The 21,119-nt window shown below is 60.8% G+C and carries 16 protein-coding genes; 12 read left to right on the top strand and 4 right to left on the bottom strand.

The annotated features are described in order from the left end of the window. The first annotated feature begins 87 nt into the window (after positions 1-87). The 4 genes from flgB to flgE are packed head-to-tail and all read left to right on the top strand — an operon-like array spanning position 88 to position 3,025. Complete coding sequence (gene flgB, locus BT204_RS26300) at positions 88-495, top strand: flagellar basal body rod protein FlgB (protein WP_034120825.1); 408 nt, start codon at positions 88-90, stop codon at positions 493-495. Between the two features lie 3 nt (positions 496-498). Beyond that, complete coding sequence (gene flgC, locus BT204_RS26295; protein ID WP_032895649.1) at positions 499-942, top strand: flagellar basal body rod protein FlgC; 444 nt, start codon at positions 499-501, stop codon at positions 940-942. Positions 943-958: 16 nt separating this feature from the next. Beyond that, positions 959-1,678 carry a flagellar hook assembly protein FlgD gene (gene flgD / locus BT204_RS26290; protein ID WP_034128455.1) on the top strand — a complete coding sequence of 240 codons (720 nt, stop codon included), beginning with the start codon at positions 959-961 and terminating at the stop codon, positions 1,676-1,678. Between the two features lie 30 nt (positions 1,679-1,708). Then, positions 1,709-3,025: a flagellar hook protein FlgE gene (gene flgE / locus BT204_RS26285; protein WP_054922158.1), complete on the top strand. Its 1,317-nt coding sequence runs from the start codon at positions 1,709-1,711 to the stop codon at positions 3,023-3,025. Between the two features lie 256 nt (positions 3,026-3,281). Here flgE and BT204_RS26280 read toward each other — a convergent pair whose 3' ends face one another. Continuing rightward, on the bottom strand, positions 3,282-6,176 hold the full coding sequence (locus tag BT204_RS26280; RefSeq protein WP_032879843.1) for a ribonucleoside-diphosphate reductase subunit alpha: 2,895 nt from the start codon (positions 6,174-6,176) through the stop codon (positions 3,282-3,284). An 813-nt stretch (positions 6,177-6,989) separates the two neighbouring features. Between BT204_RS26280 and BT204_RS26270 the strand changes: the two genes are divergently transcribed. Beyond that, positions 6,990-7,715: a response regulator gene (locus tag BT204_RS26270; protein ID WP_034128451.1), complete on the top strand. Its 726-nt coding sequence runs from the start codon at positions 6,990-6,992 to the stop codon at positions 7,713-7,715. Further along, positions 7,712-9,322 (top strand): ATP-binding protein, encoded by a 1,611-nt coding sequence (locus tag BT204_RS26265; RefSeq protein WP_054922153.1) that lies wholly within the window; start codon positions 7,712-7,714, stop codon positions 9,320-9,322. The genes BT204_RS26270 and BT204_RS26265 overlap by 4 nt, the downstream gene beginning before the upstream one ends. A gap of 104 nt (positions 9,323-9,426) precedes the next feature. On the opposite strand, the gene BT204_RS26260 is transcribed toward BT204_RS26265, so the two are convergent. After that, entirely contained in the window at positions 9,427-10,143 is a 717-nt protein-coding gene (locus tag BT204_RS26260) for a 4'-phosphopantetheinyl transferase family protein (protein WP_072448791.1), read from the bottom strand. A 138-nt stretch (positions 10,144-10,281) separates the two neighbouring features. Here BT204_RS26260 and BT204_RS26255 point away from each other — a divergent pair, with 138 nt between their 5' ends. From BT204_RS26255 to BT204_RS26245, 3 genes are read left to right on the top strand one after another with little or no spacing between them, the layout of a single operon-like run. Next, complete coding sequence (locus BT204_RS26255; protein WP_003193560.1) at positions 10,282-10,590, top strand: hypothetical protein; 309 nt, start codon at positions 10,282-10,284, stop codon at positions 10,588-10,590. 18 nt (positions 10,591-10,608) lie between these two features. Beyond that, positions 10,609-11,286: a response regulator gene (locus BT204_RS26250; protein ID WP_003193559.1), complete on the top strand. Its 678-nt coding sequence runs from the start codon at positions 10,609-10,611 to the stop codon at positions 11,284-11,286. Continuing rightward, entirely contained in the window at positions 11,283-12,629 is a 1,347-nt protein-coding gene (locus BT204_RS26245; RefSeq protein ID WP_019817208.1) for an ATP-binding protein, read from the top strand. The genes BT204_RS26250 and BT204_RS26245 overlap by 4 nt, the downstream gene beginning before the upstream one ends. 128 nt (positions 12,630-12,757) lie before the next feature. On the opposite strand, the gene BT204_RS26240 is transcribed toward BT204_RS26245, so the two are convergent. Beyond that, on the bottom strand, positions 12,758-13,756 hold the full coding sequence (locus BT204_RS26240) for an AraC family transcriptional regulator (protein WP_054897925.1): 999 nt from the start codon (positions 13,754-13,756) through the stop codon (positions 12,758-12,760). A 338-nt stretch (positions 13,757-14,094) separates the two neighbouring features. On the opposite strand from BT204_RS26240, the gene BT204_RS26235 reads away from it, so the two are divergent. The 3 genes from BT204_RS26235 (at position 14,095) to BT204_RS26225 (ending at position 17,127) form a co-directional block, all read left to right on the top strand. Beyond that, positions 14,095-15,426: a dicarboxylate/amino acid:cation symporter gene (locus BT204_RS26235; RefSeq protein ID WP_003189258.1), complete on the top strand. Its 1,332-nt coding sequence runs from the start codon at positions 14,095-14,097 to the stop codon at positions 15,424-15,426. 133 nt (positions 15,427-15,559) lie between these two features. Further along, a complete protein-coding gene (locus BT204_RS26230; protein WP_072448789.1) occupies positions 15,560-16,546 on the top strand; it encodes an XdhC family protein in 987 nt (328 codons plus the stop codon). Then, a complete protein-coding gene (locus BT204_RS26225) occupies positions 16,543-17,127 on the top strand; it encodes a nucleotidyltransferase family protein (RefSeq protein ID WP_072448787.1) in 585 nt (194 codons plus the stop codon). Before BT204_RS26230 ends, BT204_RS26225 begins: the two co-directional genes overlap by 4 nt. Before the next feature lie 551 nt (positions 17,128-17,678). Here the strand turns inward: BT204_RS26225 and rne are convergent. After that, entirely contained in the window at positions 17,679-20,828 is a 3,150-nt protein-coding gene (rne, locus tag BT204_RS26220; protein WP_175550990.1) for a ribonuclease E, read from the bottom strand. Positions 20,829-21,119 lie beyond the last annotated feature (291 nt).

Raw genomic sequence — 21,119 nt, 5'->3', positions numbered from 1 at the left:
CCTTTATATACGGGGCTTTCGCAAGTTTGGCATACACCTTGCTATAACCCTGCTAACGAACAGCAGGTCAGCCTAAAGGTTTCCGCCATGAGCATCAGCTTCGATAAAGCGCTCGGTATCCACGAACAAGCCCTGGGCTTCCGCGCCCAGCGTGCCGAAGTCCTGGCCAACAACATCGCCAACGCCGACACCCCGAACTACAAGGCTCGGGACCTGGACTTCTCCGCCGTGCTCGCCGCACAACAGGACAAGACCAAGAACGGCACCTTCGCCTTGAACATGACCAATAGCCGTCATATCGAAGCGCAAGGCCTGGGCAATGGTGACGAGTCGCTGCTGTATCGCACGCCGATGCAGCCGTCGATCGACCAGAACACCGTTGACGCCCAGCTGGAGCAATCGAACTACGCCGAAAACTCGGTGAACTTCCAAGCCAGCTTCACCCTGCTCAACAGCAAATTCAAAGGGCTGATGTCAGCCCTGCGCGGAGAGTAAGCCATGTCCCTGTCCAGTGTTTTCAATATTGCCGGCAGTGGCATGAGCGCGCAGACCACGCGTTTGAACACCGTCGCCAGTAACATCGCCAACGCCGAGACCGTCTCCTCGAGCATTGACCAGACCTATCGCGCCCGCCATCCGGTATTCGCCACCATGTTCCAGGGTGGCCAGGCAGGCGGCAGCGAGTCGCTGTTCCAGAATCAGGACGCAGCTGGCTCCGGCGTGCAGGTGTTGGGCGTCGTCGAAGACCAGAGCAACCTGGAGGCCCGTTACGAGCCCAACCATCCTGCCGCGAACGAAAAGGGTTACGTCTACTACCCCAACGTCAACGTGGTCGAGGAAATGGCTGACATGATTTCCGCCAGCCGTTCGTTCCAGACCAACGCGGAAATGATGAACACCGCCAAAACCATGATGCAGAAGGTCCTGACCCTGGGTCAGTGATAAGGGGCGCCAAATAATGGCCATCGTTGATACGTCAAACAACACGGCTGTCCAGGACCTGTTCAACTCCAAGGTCAAGGACGCGTCGAACAATGTCTCGAATGTTTCCAAAGCGGCCACGGGTAACCAGGCGCTGGGCAAGGACGCATTCCTGCAGTTGCTGGTGACCCAGCTGAAAAACCAGAACCCGCTGTCGCCCCAGGACAACGGCGCGTTCGTGGCCCAGCTTGCCCAGTTCAGCAGCCTGGAAGGCATCAACACCCTGAACGACTCGGTGAACAACATCTCCAGCAACTTCAGCTCTTCTCAAGCGCTGCAGGCTTCGTCGCTGGTGGGGCGGTCGATCATTATCCAGACCGACAAAGCCATGGTGGATACCAGCAAGAGCATGAACGGTTCAGTGGCGGTGCCATCGGCGGTGGGCAACGTGTCCGTCAAGATCACCGACAAGGACGGCAACGTCGTACGCACCGTGGATATGGGCGCGCAGAGTGCCGGCAGCCAGAGCTTTATCTGGGACGGCAAGAACGACAAGGGTGAGGTCGCCCCAGCCGGCACCTACACCTTCAATGCCTCCACCAAGAACGACAAAGGTGACGCGGTGGCCCTGACCACCTCGCTACCAGCCACGGTCACCAGCGTGACCCTGAGCAAGACCGGCGGCGAAATGCTGCTCAACCTTGCAGGCGGTATGGGCAGCGTCAAGCTGTCGCAAATTCAGACTATCGGTACATAGAGCCGGCTAAATACGGCAGAGGAGAGAAACATGTCTTTTAACATCGGCCTTAGCGGCCTCTATGCGGCCAACAAACAACTGGACGTGACCGGCAACAACATCGCCAACGTCGCGACCACTGGCTTCAAGTCATCCCGTGCGGAATTCGCGGATATCTACGCGGCCTCCAAGCTGGGCACCGGCCAGAACAGCATCGGCAACGGTGTGAACCTGGCGGCGGTGTCCCAGCAGTTCACCCAGGGCGACGTCAACGGGAGTGGCGGCATCCTCGACATGGCGATCCAGGGTGGTGGCTTCTTCGTGCAGAAGGGCAGCGACGGTTCGCTGGAATACACCCGTAGCGGTGCTTTCCGTGCGGACAAAGACGGCTATATCACCAACAATACCGGCACCTCGCGCCTGCAAGGCTATGCCGCGGACGAGAATGGCAAAATCACCAAAGGCGGCCTGGTTGACCTGCAGCTGAACCTGGCGAACCTGCCGCCGAAGGCGTCTACCAAGGTGGACTCTTCCAGCAACCTGAACTCCTCGTCGCCGGTGATCGATCAGTCCAAGAACCCGTTTGATCCAACCAAGTCCGAAAGCTTCACCACGCAATACAGCACCACCTTGTACGACTCCCAGGGCAATGCGCACCCGATGGTGCAGTACTTGGTCAAAACCGATGCCAACCAGTGGCAGGCCTACACCTTGATCGATGGCCGCAATCCTGATGGTTCGGCTCCTACCGGTACCGGTGCTGACGTGAAGGCGCCTGTGCCGTCGACGTTGAGCTTCGATGGTGCTGGTAACCTCAAGAGCATCGTGACCGGCGGTGTTGCCGGTAACACCTTGACCATCAAGGATTGGGTACCTGGCACGGTGACCGATGGAGTATGGAAAGCTAACGATGCGACGGCTAACAAGGATGGCATCGCCATCAACATGGGCACCGTCACCCAGTACAACTCGGCCAGCTACCGTAACCCGCCGGTCACAGATGGTTACGCCACCGGCCAGATCACCGGCCTGAAAATCGATGGCAGCGGCGTGCTCTTCGCCACCTTCAGTAACCAGCAGAGCAAGGCCATCGGCCAGATTTCCCTGGCCAGCTTCAACAACGAGCAGGGCCTGCAGCCCGCCGGCGGTACGACCTGGAAAGAGACCTTCGCGTCGGGCCAGCCGGGCTACGACGCACCGGAATCTGGCACTCTGGGGTCGATCAAGGCCAGTTCCCTGGAGAACTCCAACGTCAACTTGACCAACGAGCTGGTGGACCTGATCAAGGCCCAGAGCAACTACCAGGCGAACGCCAAGACCATCTCCACCCAAAGCACCATCATGCAGACCATCATTCAGATGACCTGATAGGTTAGCGCTTTAAAATGTGGGAGGGGGCTTGCCCCGATAGCGGTGAATCAGCCAAGTATCCATTGACTGACACCCTATCGGGAGCAAGCCCCCTCCCACATTTGCATCTGCTTCACGCTGTCCATCCAGGTATTGACCGAACAGCAATACCGCAACAAGGGCTTTATGCCCGCCCAAGGAAAAGCCCCCGATACACCCTAGGTGTATCGGGGGCTTTTCTGCCTCGGGTGGTTAAACCCAGGGCAGGTTCAGCTTATTGGCAAGCTTCGCAATCCGGCTCGTCAATGGCGCAGGCCTTTGGCACCGGCGCCGGGCCGGCTGGCGCTGCGAGTACCGAGTCATCACCGTGGTTGCCGCTGGACACTGCGTTCAGCTTGCCGGTGTTGATGGTCGACTTCTCGGTGCTGGTGGCGGCCAGGGCACGGAGGTAGTAAGTGGTTTTCAGGCCACGGTACCACGCCATGCGGTAGGTCACGTCCAGCTTCTTGCCCGAAGCGCCGGCGATGTACAGGTTCAGGGACTGGGCCTGGTCGATCCACTTCTGACGACGGCTGGCGGCGTCAACGATCCACTTGGTGTCCACTTCGAAGGCGGTCGCGTAGAGCTCTTTGAGTTCTTGCGGGATGCGCTCGATCTGCTGCACGGAACCGTCGTAGTACTTCAGGTCGTTGATCATGACCGAGTCCCACAGGCCACGGGCCTTCAGATCGCGAACCAGGTACGGGTTGATCACGGTGAATTCGCCCGACAGGTTCGATTTCACATACAGGTTCTGGTAGGTCGGTTCGATCGACTGCGACACGCCAGTGATGTTGGCGATGGTGGCGGTCGGTGCGATGGCCATGATGTTGGAGTTACGAATACCCTTCTGCACACGGGCACGTACCGGGGCCCAGTCCAGGGTTTCGTTCAGGTCGACGTCGATGTACTTCTGGCCACGGGCTTCGATCAGGATCTGTTGCGAATCCAGCGGCAGGATGCCCTTGGACCACAGCGAACCCTGGAACGTCTCGTAGGCGCCGCGCTCGTCGGCCAGGTCGCAGGAAGCCTGGATCGCGTAGTAGCTGACCGCTTCCATGGACTTGTCGGCGAACTCGACCGCTGCATCGGAACCGTAAGGGATGTGCTGCAGGTACAACGCGTCCTGGAAGCCCATGATCCCCAGGCCAACCGGACGGTGCTTGAAGTTGGAGTTCTGCGCCTGTGGCACCGAGTAGTAGTTGATGTCGATGACGTTATCGAGCATGCGTACGGCGGTGTTGACGGTACGCTCCAGCTTGGCGGTGTCCAGTTTGCCGTTGACGATGTGGTTCGGCAGGTTGATCGAGCCCAGGTTGCAAACGGCGATCTCGTCCTTGTTGGTGTTCAAGGTGATCTCGGTGCACAGGTTCGAGCTGTGGACCACGCCCACGTGCTGCTGCGGGCTGCGCAGGTTGCATGGGTCCTTGAAGGTCAACCATGGGTGGCCGGTTTCGAACAGCATGGACAGCATTTTGCGCCACAGGTCTTTGGCCTGGATGGTCTTGAACAGCTTGACCTTGCCTGGGTACTCGGTGAGGGCTTCGTAGTACTCGTAGCGCTCTTCGAAGGCCTTGCCGGTCAGGTCGTGCAGGTCCGGCACTTCGGATGGCGAGAACAGGGTCCACTTGCCGTCATCGAAGACGCGCTTCATGAACAGGTCAGGGATCCAGTTGGCGGTGTTCATGTCGTGGGTACGACGACGGTCATCACCGGTGTTCTTGCGCAGCTCGATGAACTCTTCAATGTCCATGTGCCAGGTTTCCAGGTAGGCACATACAGCGCCTTTGCGCTTGCCACCCTGGTTCACGGCAACGGCGGTGTCGTTCACCACTTTCAGGAACGGTACGACGCCCTGGGACTTGCCGTTGGTGCCCTTGATGTACGAGCCCAGTGCACGCACTGGGGTCCAGTCGTTGCCCAGGCCACCGGCGAATTTGGACAACATGGCGTTGTCGTGGATCGCGTGGTAGATGCCCGACAGGTCATCCGGCACGGTGGTCAGGTAGCAGCTCGACAGCTGTGGACGCAGGGTGCCGGCGTTGAACAGGGTCGGGGTCGACGACATGTAGTCGAAGGACGACAGCAGGTTGTAGAACTCGATCGCACGGTCTTCTTTGTTCTTCTCTTCGATCGCCAGGCCCATGGCCACGCGCATGAAGAACACTTGCGGCAGTTCGAAGCGGATGCCGTCCTTGTGGATGAAGTAACGGTCGTACAGGGTTTGCAGGCCCAGGTAGGTGAACTGCTGGTCACGCTCGTGGTTGATCGCCTTGCCGAGTTTTTCCAGGTCGAAGGTGGCCAGGATCGGGTTCAGCAATTCGAATTCGATACCTTTGGCGATGTAGGCCGGCAGGGCCTTGGCGTACAGGTCGGCCATCTCGTGGTGAGTGGCGCTGTCGGCGACTTTCAGGAAGCCCAGGCCTTCGGCACGCAGGGTGTCCATCAGCAGGCGGGCGGTCACGAACGAGTAGTTCGGCTCACGCTCGACCAGGGTACGGGCGGTCATCACCAGGGCGGTGTTGACGTCGGTCAGGGCCACGCCGTCGTACAGGTTCTTCAGGGTTTCGCGCTGGATCAGGTCACCATCGACTTCTTCCAGGCCTTCGCAGGCCTCGGTGATGATGGTGTTCAGGCGGCCCAGGTCCAGCGGTGCGAAGCTGCCGTCGGCCAGGGTGATGCGGATCGACGGGTGCGCTTGTACGGCGGCTTCTTCGGCCGGAGAACGTACTGCACGCTCCTTGGCGCGCGAGTCACGGTAGATCACGTAGTCGCGGGCCACTTTTTGCTCGCCGGCACGCATCAGGGCCAGTTCTACCTGGTCCTGGATTTCTTCGATATGGATAGTGCCGCCCGATGGCATGCGACGCTTGAAGGTCGCGGTGACCTGTTCGGTCAGGCGTGCAACGGTGTCGTGGATGCGCGACGAAGCGGCAGCGGTGCCGCCTTCAACTGCAAGAAACGCTTTGGTGATGGCGACGGTGATTTTGTCATCGGTATAAGGAACGACAGTGCCGTTACGCTTGATCACGCGCAGTTGGCCAGGTGCAGTGGCGGACAGATCCAGGTTCGAATCAGCGGCCTGCGGCACGGAGCCCTGCGGGTTCTCGCGAGTTGTGTCGGTTTGCATGAGGGGGTGTCTCCACATTCTATATTTATTTGGGCACCATCACGGTGCCCACCGTTCCGTCCTGAAGCACTTACAGCAGGCCTGGGCCTGGCATAACAACTTCGGGACAGGAGGAAGGGAGCTCATCGCGCCGCTTCCATGCCGAAGTCTTTGGTTCGGGGCCGGGGAGCCCTTCGCCGTATTCCTGGTGGGTGACAGTGGCCCCATTCAAGCCCTGCAACACCCGTACCGTTTTCTGCCAATCGGGTTGGAAAACGGCCGCCATCCGCGTGCGCGGTTTGGGCTTTCAAAAAATGCTTTGGTTCAACCAAACGCGAGCAAGAAAGCGCTTGAGTTTCTTGTCTGATCTGTGTTTGGTCTTTTCGCTGAAAACCCTACATGTAGGGTTTTTTTAGCGCCGAGGTACAAGATAATGCGTTTTTGGGGGCTTAGCAACGCACTACCTGTGGATAACGCTGTGGGTAAAATGTGTATGAATCATGGAACACCCGTGTAGGCCGCATTACTACTGGATTACACCGTTTGTCACCGAATATTCCCGGGTAGAAACTGCCGGCGGGAATTTTGAGGGCGCGAACCCTACCACAAAAAATCGCCATGACCGAATGGATTTCCCGGCTTGTGTTCAAGGGCCGGTGCATGGCTACAATCGGCCTTGATCTGGGCGATAGCGTGCTTGCTCCATATGACAACTGTAGGAGCGAGCTCGCTCGCGAAAATCGTCAACGATAATGCGGTAAACCCGGATAACCGCGGTGCCCTTGCGTTCTTCGCGAGCAAGCTCGCTCCTACAATAGAGAACCGAGGTAGCGCATGGAGCAAGAAGCCTGGCAGATACTGATCGTCGAGGACGACGAGCGACTCGCCGAGTTGACCCGTGAGTACCTGGAAAGCAACGGCCTGCGTGTGTCGGTGGAAGGCGATGGTGCCAAGGCCGCGGCGCGCATCATCGCCGAGCAGCCGGACCTGGTGATCCTCGACCTGATGCTGCCCGGCGAAGACGGCCTGAGCATCTGCCGTAAAGTGCGCGAGCGCTATGACGGCGTGATCCTGATGCTTACCGCGCGCACCGACGACATGGACCAGGTGCTGGGCCTCGACATGGGCGCCGACGACTACGTGTGCAAACCCGTGCGCCCGCGGTTGTTGCTGGCGCGTATCCAGGCGCTGCTACGCCGCAGCGAGCCGGTGTTGCCGCCCGCAATGGAACATCAACGCCGCCTGCAGTTTGGCCCACTGGTGGTGGACAATGCCTTGCGCGAAGCCTGGTTGCATGAGAGCAGCATCGAACTGACCAGCGCTGAATTCGACTTGCTGTGGCTGCTGGTTGCGAACGCCGGGCGCATCCTGTCCCGCGAAGAAATCTTCATAGCGCTGCGTGGTATCGGCTATGACGGCCAGGATCGCTCCATTGACGTGCGTATCTCGCGCATTCGGCCAAAGATCGGCGACGATCCGCTCCACCCACGCCTGATCAAGACCATCCGCAGCAAAGGCTACCTGTTCGTCCCCGAAGCCGCTGCCGATATGCCGCTGTGAACTCGATCTTCCTGCGCATCTACGGCGGCATGTGCGCGGCGCTGATCCTGGTGGCGTTGCTCGGCGCTCTGGCACTGCACCTGCTTAATGACGTGCGCAGCGGCCAGTACCGTGAGCGCCTGGCCCACGGCACCTTTGCGTTGATGGGCGATAACCTGCAACCCATGAGCACCATTGAACGGCAGCGCGCCTTGGCGGTGTGGGAGCGCTTGCTGGGCATCCCGCTAGAGCTGCGCACGTTCACCGATGCGCAATTGGACCTGGGCCAGCGCAACCGCCTGCAACGCGGCCAGGTCCTGGTTGAGCAGACCGGGCCTCATGCGGCGCGAGTGCTGCGGTTAGTCAGCGAGCAAGAGCAATTGGTGCTCACGGGCGAAGTGCAGCAGATCAGCGAGCAATTGGCCCGTGCGACTATTTACCTGCTGGCCGACGAACTGGTGCGTTTCCCGGTGGCCGAACAGCCCCAGCGCCTGGCCGACATCAAACACGCCAAGGGTTTTGGTTTTGAAATGCACCTGATGGCCCTTGACCAGGCCGACATGGACGACGACCAGCGTCGTCGCGTGGCGGAGGGCGATACGGTGATGGCGCTGGGCAAGGGCGGCGATTCGATTCGCGTGTTTGCCGGCATGGTCGGCACCCCGTGGGTACTGGAGATCGGCCCGCTGTACCAGATGAACCCGTACCCGGCGCAATGGCTGATCCTGATCACCTTGATCGGCCTGACCCTGATCGGCTTGATCGTCTATCTGCTGGTGCGTCAACTTGAGCGTCGGCTCAAAGGCCTTGAGGCGGCGGCTACGCGTATCGCCAAGGGCAACCTGGAAGTGCGCGTACCCGCGCGCGGTGCAGACTCGGTCGGGCGGCTGGCGGCAGCTTTCAATGGCATGGCCGAGCACCTGCAGCAATTGCTGGCGATTCAGCGTGAGCTGGTGCGCGCGGTCTCCCACGAGTTGCGCACACCCGTCGCGCGCCTGCGTTTTGGCCTGGAGATGATCGGTGACGCCGCCACGCCCGAGGCGCGGCGCAAATACCTGGAAGGCATGGATGGCGATATCCAGGACCTCGATGGCCTGGTGGACGAGATGCTCACTTATGCGCGCTTGGAACAGGGTGCGCCGGAGCTGAATTTCCAGCGCGTAGACCTTGATGCATTGCTCGATCAGGTGATTGGCGAATTATCGCCATTGCGCCCGCAGGTCACCGTCACTCGGGGTATTTGCCTGTCTTCGGCACATTGGGATGACGCCTGGGTCGACGCTGAACCGCGCTACTTGCACCGTGCCCTGCAAAATCTGGTGAGTAACGCCATGCGCCACGCCAGAGGCCAGGTGTTGATCAGTTATCAGGTGGGGCAGGTGCGCTGTCGCATCGATGTGGAAGACGACGGCCCTGGTGTGCCGGAAAGCGCCTGGGAGCGGATCTTCACGCCGTTCCTGCGCTTGGATGACAGCCGTACCCGCGCTTCTGGCGGGCATGGCCTGGGCTTGTCGATCGTGCGGCGGATTATCTATTGGCACGGCGGGCGGGCGCTGATCAGCAAGAGCAATAACCTGGGTGGGGCGTGTTTCAGCCTGAGCTGGCCCAGGGATCAAGATAAACCCTGAAAACCTAACTGTAGGAGCGAGCTTGCTCGCGAAAAACCTCAACGATAACGCGTGCTGCCTGAATAAACGCGGCGCCTGTGAGTTTTTCGCGAGCAAGCTCGCTCCTACATTGCGATAGCCACCAAGCTCAACAACTGCTCCCCTTGCACCACAAACTGCCCTTCCAGCTCTTTGCCATGCTTCCATTCTTGCGAAAGATCGGTCAGCAACCGCAGGCGCACCTTCCCAGCCGCTGACCACTCCAACACCTCGGCATGCTCGAAATAAAAGCGCTTGTGCACGATCGGATAGAGCGCCTTGAACAAGCTTTCCTTCACCGAAAACGTCAGCGTCACCAGCAAGGCGTGTTGCTCACGGGGCAGGGCGGCCATGCGCTGGAGCTCATCGGCCGTCAGAATTTCCCCGGCCAGGCGTTCGGCCCGTTCCACCGTCAGCAGATGCTCCAGGTCCATGCCCAGCCCGCGCCATTGCGCCTTGTGCCCGACAATCGCCGCAGCGTGCCCGGTGCTGTGGGTGATGGAACCACTGATATGCCCTGGCCAGACCGGGGCACGGTCTTCGCCGATGGCCGGGATGCAGTGCAGATGATCGAGTCGTTGCAGCGCTTCGCGCGCGCACAGGCGGCCGGCGAGAAATTCCGCCTGGCGCTTGGCGACCGAGCGTTGGATGCTCGCGGGCGGCGGCACATCGCAGCGCTGAAAATCGCCGTGGCTCAATAAAGCCGGGTCGAATCGCGTGCTCAAAAACACCGTGCCCGGCAAAGAAACCGGCAACGGCCAATGATCATCGAGTGGGGTGCAGCAAGCGGGTAGGGGCGTCATGCGCGGTATTTTGCCGAGTTGGTGCGCCAGTGGATAGCCCGATGCGGTTCAGCTGCGGTTCAGAGCCTGTTCAGGGGGAGTTCAGGGGCGCCTGCGTAGTCTGGGCCCCACAGCTTAAATGCGTATGAGGTAACCACCATGACTGCGATCAAAAAGCTGATGTTGGCCTTGACCATGCTCGGCGCCACTGCCGGCGTGCAGGCGTCCGATGGCGCCTTTGCGGCCTTTGGCAGCGAGAAAACCAAGAAATCCAGCAACCTGATCCATCGTGTCAGCTTCGAAGACGCCGGCACCCAGGCCGCGCCGTGGGGCCAGGCCCTGGGCGCTACCCCTGCGCAACCCGACTATCGCAGCGGCTACGCGCACCTGACTGGCCACTACAATGGCATAAAACTGCGCCCCCAAGAGCTGCAGGGCCGCTATGATATCCCCCTGTCGGCTAGTTGAATTGCAGTGGAGAACCTTATGAAATTGCTGGTGGTGGAAGATGAGGCGCTGCTGCGTCATCACCTGTTTACCCGCCTGACCGACAGCGGGCATGTGGTCGAAGCCGTGGCCAATGCCGAAGAAGCCCTGTACCAGACCGGCCAATTCAACCATGACCTGGCGATCATCGACCTTGGCCTGCCCGGCATGGGCGGCCTGGACCTGATTCGCCAGTTGCGCACCCAGACCAAGACCTTCCCGATCCTGATCCTCACCGCCCGCGGCAACTGGCAGGACAAGGTTGAAGGCTTGGCGGCCGGGGCCGACGACTACGTGGTCAAGCCGTTCCAGTTCGAAGAGCTGGAGGCACGCATGAACGCCTTGCTGCGCCGCTCCAGCGGTTTTACCCAGTCGACTATCGTTGCCGGGCCGCTGCTGCTGGACCTCAACCGCAAGCAAGCCTCCCTGGACGAGCAACCCTTGGCGCTGACCGCCTACGAGTATCGGATCCTCGAATACTTGATGCGTCATCATCAACAAGTGGTCGCCAAAGACCGTTTGATGGAGCAACTGTACCCGGATGACGACGAGCGCGATCCAAACGTGATCGAAGTGCTGGTCGGCCGCCTGCGCCGCAAGCTGGAAGGCCCGGCCGGGTTCAAGCCGATCGACACCGTGCGTGGCCTGGGCTACCTGTTCAATGAGCGCTGCCGTTGATTCGTTCGCTACGTGTGCGCCTGATGCTGGCGGCCGCCACCCTGGCCGTGCTGTTTATGCTCGGCCTGTTGCCGGCCATGCAAGGCGCGTTCAGCCTGGCGTTGCAGGATTCCATCGAACAGCGCCTGGCGTCGGATGTGACCACCCTGATATCTGCGGCGCGGGTCGACAATAACCGCCTGCTGATGCCGGCGCAGCTGCCCGATGAGCGTTTCAACCTCACCGACAGTCGGCTGCTGGGTTATATCTACGACCGTGAAGGCCATCTGGTATGGCGCTCGCGGGCGACCCAGGAAGAAAACATCAACTACAAACCGCGCTACGACGGGCGCGGCAACGAGTTTGCGCGCATTCGCGAGGCCAATGGCCAGGAATTTTTCGTGTATGACGTCGAGGTCCGGCTGCTGGGAGGCAAGAGCGCGGCGTTCAGCATTGTCGCCCTGCAGCCGGTACGCGAATACCAACTGACCCTCGAAGGCCTGCGCGAGAACCTCTACCTCGGGTTCGGCGCGGCCTTGCTGGTGTTGTTGACGCTGTTGTGGCTGGGCCTGACCTGGGGCCTGCAAGCCCTGCGACGCCTGAGCCATGAACTCGACCAGATCGAAGGCGGCACCCGCGAAAGCCTCAGCGAAGAACACCCCCGCGAACTGCTGCGCCTGACCGGCTCCCTGAACCGCTTGCTGCACAGCGAGCGCGAACAGCGTGCGCGCTACCGCGACTCCCTCGATGACTTGGCTCACAGCCTGAAAACGCCACTGGCGGTGTTGCAGGGCGTGAGCGAAGACATGGCCCAGCGCCCCGAAGAACGTAGCCAGGCGTGGGTGCTGCAATCGCAGATCGAACGCATGAGCCAGCAGATCGGTTACCAACTGCAGCGTGCCAGCCTGCGTAAAAGTGGCCTGGTGCGCCACCAGGTCCGCCTGGAACCGGTGGTGCAAAGCCTGTGCGATACATTGGAAAAAGTTTACCGCGACAAGCGGGTCACCGTGACCTTCGATTTACCGCAGGCCTGCGAAGTGCCCATCGAGAAGGGCGCGTTGCTCGAAATGCTCGGCAACCTGCTGGAAAACGCCTACCGCCTGTGCCTCAAGCAAGTGCGTATCAGCCTGGTGGAAAACCTCGATGGCATTGAGCTGTGTATCGAAGACGACGGCCCCGGCGTACCACCGGACCAGCGTGCACGGATCCTGCAGCGCGGCGAACGGCTAGATCGCCAGCACCCGGGGCAGGGGATCGGGCTGGCGGTGGTCAAGGACATCATCGAAAGCTATCACGCGCGGTTGACGTTGGGGGATTCAGCGTTGGGTGGGGCGGCGTTCAGGATTCACTTTCCTGCCTTGTGATCTGCACTGGCCTCATCGCAGGCACGCCAGCTTCCACAGTTGATCGGGTTTACAAATTTTGATGTGTGAATACATTCAAGTGTGGGAGCTGGCTTGCCTGCGATGAGGCCCTCCCAGCCAATACACCGCTAACTCTCCTGCGCTCTATAGGCCCCCGGCGTCAGCCCTGTCCACTTCTTGAACGCCCGATGAAACGCCGACGGTTCGGAAAACCCCAACTGCTCGGCGATCTCCTGCAAAGACAAATCCGCCCGCCCCAGGTGGTAAATGGCGATATCCCGGCGTAACTCATCTTTCAATGCTTGAAAGCTCGTGCCTTCTTCGCGCAGGTGCCGACGCAGGGTCTGTGGGCTGATGTGCAAGTGCTGGGCGACGGCTTCCAGGTCTGGCCAGGGCGTGCGGTCGCGGCTCAGCAGGCGGCGCAACTGGCTGCTCAGGCTGTCACCTTCATCCGGCCGGGACAACAAGTCGGCAGGGGAGCGCTGCAAGAAGTGCTTGAGGGTGCGTTCATCCTGCAACAGCGGCAGGCTCAGGTAGCGGCTGGGAAACACTAGGCTGCTGGTCGGCGCGCCGAACACCTGGGGGCAGGGGAACAGCAGGTCATATTCACCGGCATGGGCCGGCATCGGGTAACTGAAGGTGGCCTGCTGCAGCCGGATACGCTGGCCGATCAACCAACTGCCCAGGCGATGCCAGATCACCAGCAGGCATTCACTGAGGAAGTGGTCCGGGTCCCATAGCTGTGAGTCGTCCAGGCTCAGGCGCGCCATGTCGCCTTCTTTGGTCAGTTGCCAGCGTGGGCCTTGGGGGAACAGGCTATAAAACAATAAGCCGCGCTCCAGCGCCTTCTCCAGCGTGCGGCAATGGATCAGCGCGTGGCACATCATGGCGAAAGTGCCGCGTTTGCTCGGCCCTTCGGCAAACCCCAGGTATTCGTCATCCAACCCCAGCCAGAGCATTTGCAGCAAGCGGGCAAATTGCTCTGGAGCGATGCGGGCGCGGGGTTCGGTCAGCAGTTCCGGGGTGATGCCCACCTGCTGCAACACCCCCGAGTAGTCGAAACCGGCTCGGCGCGCACCGCCGAGGGCCGCTCGGGCGTAATGGCTGGCGATGGTACGTTCACGCATGCAACGGCCTCATCCATGGAGTGGCGGATGGTAGCCATCACCCAGTGGCGCGACAAGGCGGATATCCGCCAAATTGTAGGACGAGACAGGATGAGTGGGCGGAAATCCGCCACTGTGTTGCACTCTCCGGAGTCGCCCGTGAACCCAAAGCCCTGATGTCTAAAGGCCTTCAGCGTGTTTAAGCAAAGTGGCACGCTGTTTGCGATAAGGATTACAGCGCAGGCTTGCTCCTACAGGCTTCGCAAACAACAAATCCCTCCAGTGCAGGAGGGTTCGCAATTCAAGTGCCGTGGGCAATGGCGGATATTTGCCACACGGGACGATTGAGGAACTTTGCAATGACGACTCGTCAGCCAATCTACAAATCCCTGTATTTCCAGGTGATCGTTGCAATCGTTATCGGTATTTTGCTCGGCCACTTCTACCCGCAGACCGGCGTGGCCCTCAAGCCACTGGGTGACGGCTTTATCAAGCTGATCAAAATGGTCATCGCCCCGATCATCTTCTGTACCGTGGTCAGCGGCATCGCTGGCATGCAAAGCATGAAGTCGGTGGGCAAGACCGGCGGCTACGCGCTGCTGTACTTCGAAATCGTTTCCACCATCGCCCTGCTGATTGGCCTGGTCGTGGTCAACGTGGTGCAGCCGGGCGCCGGCATGCACATCGACGTCGCGACCCTGGATGCTTCCAAAGTGGCGGCCTACGTCACCGCCGGTAAAGACCAGAGCATCGTCGGCTTTATCCTCAACGTCATCCCGAACACCATCGTCGGCGCCTTCGCCAACGGCGACATCCTGCAAGTGCTGATGTTCTCGGTGATCTTCGGTTTCGCCCTGCACCGCCTGGGTGCCTACGGCAAGCCGGTGCTGGACTTCATCGATCGCTTCGCCCATGTGATGTTCAACATCATCAACATGATCATGAAGCTCGCGCCAATCGGTGCCCTGGGTGCCATGGCGTTCACCATCGGCGCCTACGGTGTCGGTTCCCTGGTGCAGTTGGGCCAGTTGATGATCTGCTTCTACATCACCTGCATTCTGTTCGTGGTGCTGGTGCTGGGCGCTATCTGCCGCGCTCACGGTTTCAGCGTGTTGAAGCTGATCCGCTACATCCGTGAAGAACTGCTGATCGTACTGGGCACCTCGTCGTCGGAATCCGCACTGCCGCGTATGCTGATCAAGATGGAACGCCTGGGCGCGAAGAAGTCCGTGGTCGGCCTGGTGATTCCAACCGGTTACTCCTTCAACCTCGACGGTACGTCGATCTACCTGACCATGGCGGCTGTGTTCATCGCTCAGGCGACCGACACCCACATGGACATCACTCACCAGATCACCCTGCTGCTGGTGCTGCTGCTGTCGTCCAAAGGCGCTGCTGGCGTGACCGGTTCGGGCTTCATCGTACTGGCCGCCACCCTGTCGGCCGTTGGTCACCTGCCGGTTGCCGGCTTGGCGCTGATCCTGGGTATCGACCGTTTCATGTCCGAAGCCCGTGCGCTGACCAACCTGGTGGGTAACGCAGTTGCCACCATCGTTGTGGCCAAGTGGGTCAAGGAACTGGACACCGACAAGCTGCAAAGCGAGCTGGCGTCTGGCGGTACCGGTATCTCCGAAACCCGCGAGCTCGATGACCTGGGCGTGGCTGAAGGCCCGGCGCCTGTCGTCAAGTAAGTGGCTGCGGGCGTGAACTGACGCCAGCGCTATCCGTAAACGCCCCGACTGGTTCGGGGCGTTTGCGTTTCTGGCGGGATACAACCGATATTTTTGGTTTACAGTGAGCGCGACAGTACTTACCGGAGGCCTGATGGACAGTGTGGATCTGAACGTCCTGCGCAGCGTGCTGCAATGGCGCCGCGCCGGGCAGCGCGTGATGTTGTACAGCGTGGTGCAAACCTGGGGCAGCGCGCCGCGCCCGCCGGGGGCGATGCTGGCCCTGCGCGGTGATGGCGTGGTGATTGGCTCGGTGTCGGGCGGTTGCATCGAGGATGACTTGATCGCGCGCCTGCAGGACGGCCGCTTACCCGCTGACGGCCCGCCCGTGCAGTTGGTGACCTACGGCGTCACCCGCGACGAGGCGGCGCGTTTTGGCCTGCCCTGCGGCGGCACCCTGCGGCTCACCGAGGAGCGCGTGGAAGAGTGGGGTTGGGTCGAAACGCTGCTGGCGCGTTGTGAAGATCATCAGATTATCGCTCGCGAGCTGAACCTGGCCACCGGCGAAGTGACCTTGAGCGCCGCCAGCAAGACCGACGTGGTGAGCTTCGACGGCGAACGCTTGCGCGCCATCTATGGCCCGCGCTGGCGCCTGCTGTTGATCGGCGCCGGGCAGCTGTCGCGCTACGTAGCGGAAATGGCACGTCTGCTGGATTTCGAAGTGCTGATCTGCGACCCCCGCGAAGAGTTCGTCTACGGCTGGGAAGACCAGCATGGACGCTTTGTGCCGGGCATGCCCGACGAGGCGGTGTTGAACATCCATACCGATGAACGCACGGCCATTGTCTGCCTGACCCACGATCCACGTTTGGATGACATGGCGTTGCTGACGGCGCTGAACTCCACGGCCTTCTATATCGGCGCCCTGGGTTCGCGGGTCAATACCCAAAAGCGTCGGGAGAACCTGGCCGCGCTGGGCCTGTCGGCGGAGGCCATTGCGCGTTTGCACGGGCCGATCGGCCTGCACATCGGCAGCCATACGCCGGCGGAAATTGCGCTGTCGCTGATGGCGGAAATTGTTGCGATCAAAAACGGGGTGGCACCGATGCAGAAAAAACCGATGGCAGTGGTGGCCGAGTGACGGTGACGGCGATTGTGCTGGCGGCGGGGCAGGGCAGTCGTTTTCGTGCCGAAGCTGGAGCTGATCAAGACAAATTGCTCGCCGCGTGTGTGGGGCTGGATGGCGTTAGCCGGCCGGTCATCGAGCAGGTGTTGCGCAACTTGCCTGAGCGTGTGGTAACGCGCTGGCTGGTGACGTCGCCGGAGCGCGGGGAGGTTATCCGCCTGGCAGAGGCTTATGGCTGTCAGGTTGTACTGCTGGATTCGAGCGGTATGGGCGACAGCATTGCGGCGGCGGTCAAGGCCAGCGGTGCAGCGGATGGGTGGCTGGTGGTGTTGGGGGATATGCCGTTTATTCGGTCATCGAGTATCGAACGGGTGATTGCCTGCGTGGAGGGCGTCACTGTACCGGTATCTGCCGGGCAGTACGGGCACCCGGTGGCTTTCCATCACAGGTTTGGGCCGGCGCTGATGGCTCTGAGTGGGGATCGTGGGGCCAGGCCGTTGTTTGCACAAACTCAGGTGCGAGAAGTGCAGGTAGATGATCCTGGTGTGCATTGGGATGTGGATGTGCCGCAACGGTTGAGTTTTACTGCAGGTTAAGTGTGGCAGCTGGCTTGCCTACGATAGCCATAGGTATCTACTTAGAGCCGACGTTGGACCTGTGGCGAGGGAGCTTGCTCCCGTAACGGCCTGATAGCCGGCGCTTATCTACCTGACGCACCACCGTCCAATGTGGGAGCTGGCTTGCCTGCGATAGCGGCCTGACAGTCAACACAGTTGGATTGTGTACATATCCATTCCTGCGGTAACGGCCACTTAAGGTTCCGCCCTGACGGCGGCTAAATCGCTGCCGGTTCACCCCCAAAATCCCTGTCGAATACCGGCCGGCGTGGTTTGACGGGGCGCCTAAGATCAAAAGCAGATCAAGAGCGACTCGCTTCGCATCGTGGTTACCGTCTGCCGTTACAGCCCACAAAGTTGTGTAGATACCTCAGCTGCGATAGCGGTGTGTCAGTCACCGCCACGCTGGCTGAATCGACGCTATCGCAGGCAAGCCAGCTCCCGCAGTGATCGCATTCCAGGTCGAGATAATCAGCCACTAAAAAGCCCCGCCTGATCACTCAGGCGGGGCTTTTTAGTGGCTTATGGAATCAGACGAGGGGTTTAGGCTCGTGCTCTGCTTCCTGGGCCTCGTGCTCTACCGCCTTGGCTGCGGCTGCAGCAGCTTCGGCTTCCTTGCGGCGACGACGCACTTCACGCGGGTCGTTCGGCGCACGGCCGTTTTCGGTGAGGGCGCTTGCAGGTGCAGCTTCAACCACAGGGGCGGCCACTTCGGCAACCACTGGGGCTTCAACTTCAACCACGGGCGCAGGCTCAGCAACCGGCGTCGGCTCAACCACTGGGGCTGGCTCGGCGACGACTTCAGCAACCGGTGCCGGTGCTTCTTCTACCACTGGGGCAGGCGCTGGCGCTTCAACCGGTGCAGCCGGTTCGGCGGTCCACTGGAAGGCGGTCTGTTCTTCGCGAACTTCACGCACAGCCGGGGCAGCTTCTTCGACCACCGGAGCTTCTACAGCCGCTTCGACTACTGGCTGAGGCTCAACCGATGGAGCTGGTTCAACGGCAACCACGTCGGTTTCTGGCTGTGCATCGCGAACCGGGGCAACTTCCACTTCCGGAACCGCTGGGGCTTCGACAGGGGTCGTGGCTTCAACGACTGGCGCTTCAACAACCGGCGCTTCAACCGCTGGGGTTTCGGCGGCTGGCGCTTCTACGGCAACAGTGTCTTCGACGGCAGCGGTAGCGCGTTCGGCTTGCTCGTGAGCCTGGGCTTCAGCAGGTGCGCTGATGACTGAGCTGGCAACGGCAGCGGTAACGGCCAAGCCGGCAGCCAGTTCGGCGCCTGTTGGCTCGTTGTTGGCAGCTTCTGCGTTCTCGCCGGTTTCTTCCGAACCTTCGATTACGTTGCCGTTGGCATCACGCTGACGCTCACGACGGTTGCTGCGACGACGCTGGCCGCGGGAGCGGCGGCGTGGACGATCGCCTTCGGCGTTGTCCTGGCCGTCTTCCTGCAACTGCTCTTCGCCGGTCAGTACTTCTTCTTCGGTGGCAGCAGCGGCTTGCTCGGCGCGTGGTTGACGCTCTTCACGTGGCGGGCGCGGTTGGCGCTCTTCGCGTGGTGCGCGTTCTTCACGCGGCTGGCGGGCCGGGCGTTCTTCGGTGCTAACGGCTGCGGCAACGGCAACGGCAGGTGCCGCGTCCAGAGGCTCACGCAGTTCACGCACGCGTTCTTCACGCTCGCCACGCGGCTTGCGATCTTCACGTGGAGCGCGTGGGGTACGTGGGGCGCGCTCTTCACGCGGTGCACGTTCTTCACGGGCTACCGTCGGGGTGTCTTCACGGGCTTCGCGAGGCGCACGCTCTTCACGTGGTGCGCGTTCTTCACGCGGGGCACGTTCTTCGCGAGGCTTGCGCTCTTCGTCACGGCGGCCATTGCGGTTACGGCTCTGCTGGCGACCGTTGCGACGCTCTTCATTGCGTGCTGGGCGCTCGGTGGCAGGCTTTTCAACCACAACCGGTGCAGCAGGCTCTTCCTTGGTGGCGAACAGGCTGACCAGCGACTTCACCAGGCCCTTGAACAGGCTTGGCTCAGGCAGCGCGGCCGGCGCGGCAACCGGGGCGGCAGCTTCGGTCGGTACCGGTGCGTTGGCACGGGCCGGTGCAGTCTTCACCGCGGCTTCCTGGCGAACCAGGGTGCGGGTCGCAGCGGCTGGCTGGACTTCTTCGACTTCGGCGGCAGCCGCGGCGATTTCATAGCTGGACTGCCCGCTATGGGCTTCCGGGCTGTCGTCACGCAGGCGCTGTACTTCGAAGTGCGGCGTCTCGAGGTGATCGTTCGGCAGGATGACGATACGGGCACGGGTGCGCAGTTCGATCTTGGTGATCGAGTTGCGTTTTTCATTGAGCAGGAAGGCGGCAACCGGAATCGGCACTTGTGCGCGAACTTCGGCGGTGCGGTCTTTCAGGGCTTCTTCTTCGATCAGGCGCAGGATCGCCAGGGACAGCGATTCAACGTCACGGATGATGCCGGTGCCGTTGCAACGCGGGCAGACGATGCCGCTGCTCTCGCCCAGGGATGGACGCAGGCGCTGACGGGACATTTCCAGCAGGCCGAAGCGCGAGATGCGGCCGACTTGCACGCGAGCGCGGTCAGCTTCCAGGCATTCGCGGACTTTCTCTTCCACGGCGCGCTGGTTCTTGGCAGGGGTCATGTCGATGAAGTCGATCACGATCAGGCCGCCGATGTCACGCAGACGCAGTTGGCGGGCGATTTCTTCAGCCGCTTCCAGGTTGGTCTGCAGGGCGGTTTCTTCGATGTCGCTGCCTTTGGTCGCACGTGCCGAGTTGATGTCGATGGACACCAGGGCTTCGGTCGGGTCGATCACGATGGAGCCGCCGGAAGGCAGTTCGACCACGCGCTGGAAGGCGGTCTCGATCTGGCTTTCGATCTGGAAACGGTTGAACAGCGGAACGCTGTCTTCGTACAGCTTGATCTTGCTGGCGTACTGCGGCATTACCTGGCGGATGAAGGTCAGGGCTTCGTCCTGGGCTTCAACGCTGTCGATCAGCACTTCGCCGATATCCTGGCGCAGGTAATCGCGGATGGCGCGGATGATTACGTTGCTTTCCTGGTAGATCAGGAACGGCGCGGAACGATCCAGGGACGCTTCTTTGATAGCGGTCCACAGTTGGAGCAGGTAGTCGAGGTCCCACTGCATTTCTTCGCTGCTGCGGCCAAGGCCTGCAGTGCGAACGATCAGGCCCATGTCGGCCGGTGCGATCAGGCCGTTCAGCGCTTCACGCAGTTCGTTGCGCTCTTCGCCTTCGATGCGACGGGAAATACCGCCTGCACGTGGGTTGTTCGGCATCAGCACCAGGTAACGACCGGCGAGGCTGATGAAGGTGGTCAGGGCTGCGCCCTTGTTGCCACGTTCTTCTTTTTCGACCTGGACGATGACTTCCTGGCCTTCGCTCAGGACGTCCTTGATGTTCACGCGGCCTTCAGGGGCTTTCTTGAAGTATTCGCGGGAGATTTCTTTGAGGGGCAGGAAGCCGTGGCGCTCGGAGCCGAAATCGACAAAGGCAGCCTCAAGGCTTGGTTCGATGCGAGTGATACGGCCTTTATAGATGTTGGCCTTTTTCTGCTCGCGTGCACCGGATTCGATGTCCAGGTCGTAGAGGCGTTGGCCATCTACCAGTGCAACACGCAACTCTTCGGGTTGAGTTGCGTTAATCAGCATTCTTTTCATGTTGTACCGTCGGTTTCCGGGCTGCCGGAAACGGCGTTCGGCACACACGACTTCTCACGGTCGGTGTCAGGTGCGTCAAGAGTGGTTGGCCACTCCAGTGTCCAGCAAAATCGGCCAATTGGGCCGGTATCGCGACGGACGCGTCCTGCTCGTTAGCGGTGGTGACAAAGGCACCACTTCAACAAAAGCTAAGGTCAGGAGGAGGAATCAACCGGCGACTGTGGACGAGATGAAGCGTCTAAAACAAGCCTAGTGCTACACAGTCCGACGGTTGTGCATCTC

The organism is Pseudomonas sp. NFPP02, assembly GCF_900119355.1.
Taxonomy (GTDB): Bacteria; Pseudomonadota; Gammaproteobacteria; order Pseudomonadales; family Pseudomonadaceae; genus Aquipseudomonas; species Aquipseudomonas paracarnis.
Note: the sequence above shows the minus strand (reverse complement) of the source record. Positions and strands in the feature narration are given on the sequence as shown.

Excerpts from the sequence above, each read along its gene's own strand:
- flgB (WP_034120825.1), top strand. The coding sequence starts at position 88 with ATGAGCATCAGCTTCGATAAAGCGCTCGGTATCCACGAACAAGCCCTG.
- flgC (WP_032895649.1), top strand. The coding sequence starts at position 499 with ATGTCCCTGTCCAGTGTTTTCAATATTGCCGGCAGTGGCATGAGCGCG.
- flgD (WP_034128455.1), top strand. The coding sequence starts at position 959 with ATGGCCATCGTTGATACGTCAAACAACACGGCTGTCCAGGACCTGTTC.
- flgE (WP_054922158.1), top strand. The coding sequence starts at position 1,709 with ATGTCTTTTAACATCGGCCTTAGCGGCCTCTATGCGGCCAACAAACAA.
- BT204_RS26280 (WP_032879843.1), bottom strand. The coding sequence starts at position 6,176 with ATGCAAACCGACACAACTCGCGAGAACCCGCAGGGCTCCGTGCCGCAG.
- BT204_RS26270 (WP_034128451.1), top strand. The coding sequence starts at position 6,990 with ATGGAGCAAGAAGCCTGGCAGATACTGATCGTCGAGGACGACGAGCGA.
- BT204_RS26260 (WP_072448791.1), bottom strand. The coding sequence starts at position 10,143 with ATGACGCCCCTACCCGCTTGCTGCACCCCACTCGATGATCATTGGCCG.
- BT204_RS26255 (WP_003193560.1), top strand. The coding sequence starts at position 10,282 with ATGACTGCGATCAAAAAGCTGATGTTGGCCTTGACCATGCTCGGCGCC.
- BT204_RS26250 (WP_003193559.1), top strand. The coding sequence starts at position 10,609 with ATGAAATTGCTGGTGGTGGAAGATGAGGCGCTGCTGCGTCATCACCTG.
- BT204_RS26240 (WP_054897925.1), bottom strand. The coding sequence starts at position 13,756 with ATGCGTGAACGTACCATCGCCAGCCATTACGCCCGAGCGGCCCTCGGC.
- BT204_RS26235 (WP_003189258.1), top strand. The coding sequence starts at position 14,095 with ATGACGACTCGTCAGCCAATCTACAAATCCCTGTATTTCCAGGTGATC.
- BT204_RS26230 (WP_072448789.1), top strand. The coding sequence starts at position 15,560 with ATGGACAGTGTGGATCTGAACGTCCTGCGCAGCGTGCTGCAATGGCGC.
- rne (WP_175550990.1), bottom strand. The coding sequence starts at position 20,828 with ATGCTGATTAACGCAACTCAACCCGAAGAGTTGCGTGTTGCACTGGTA.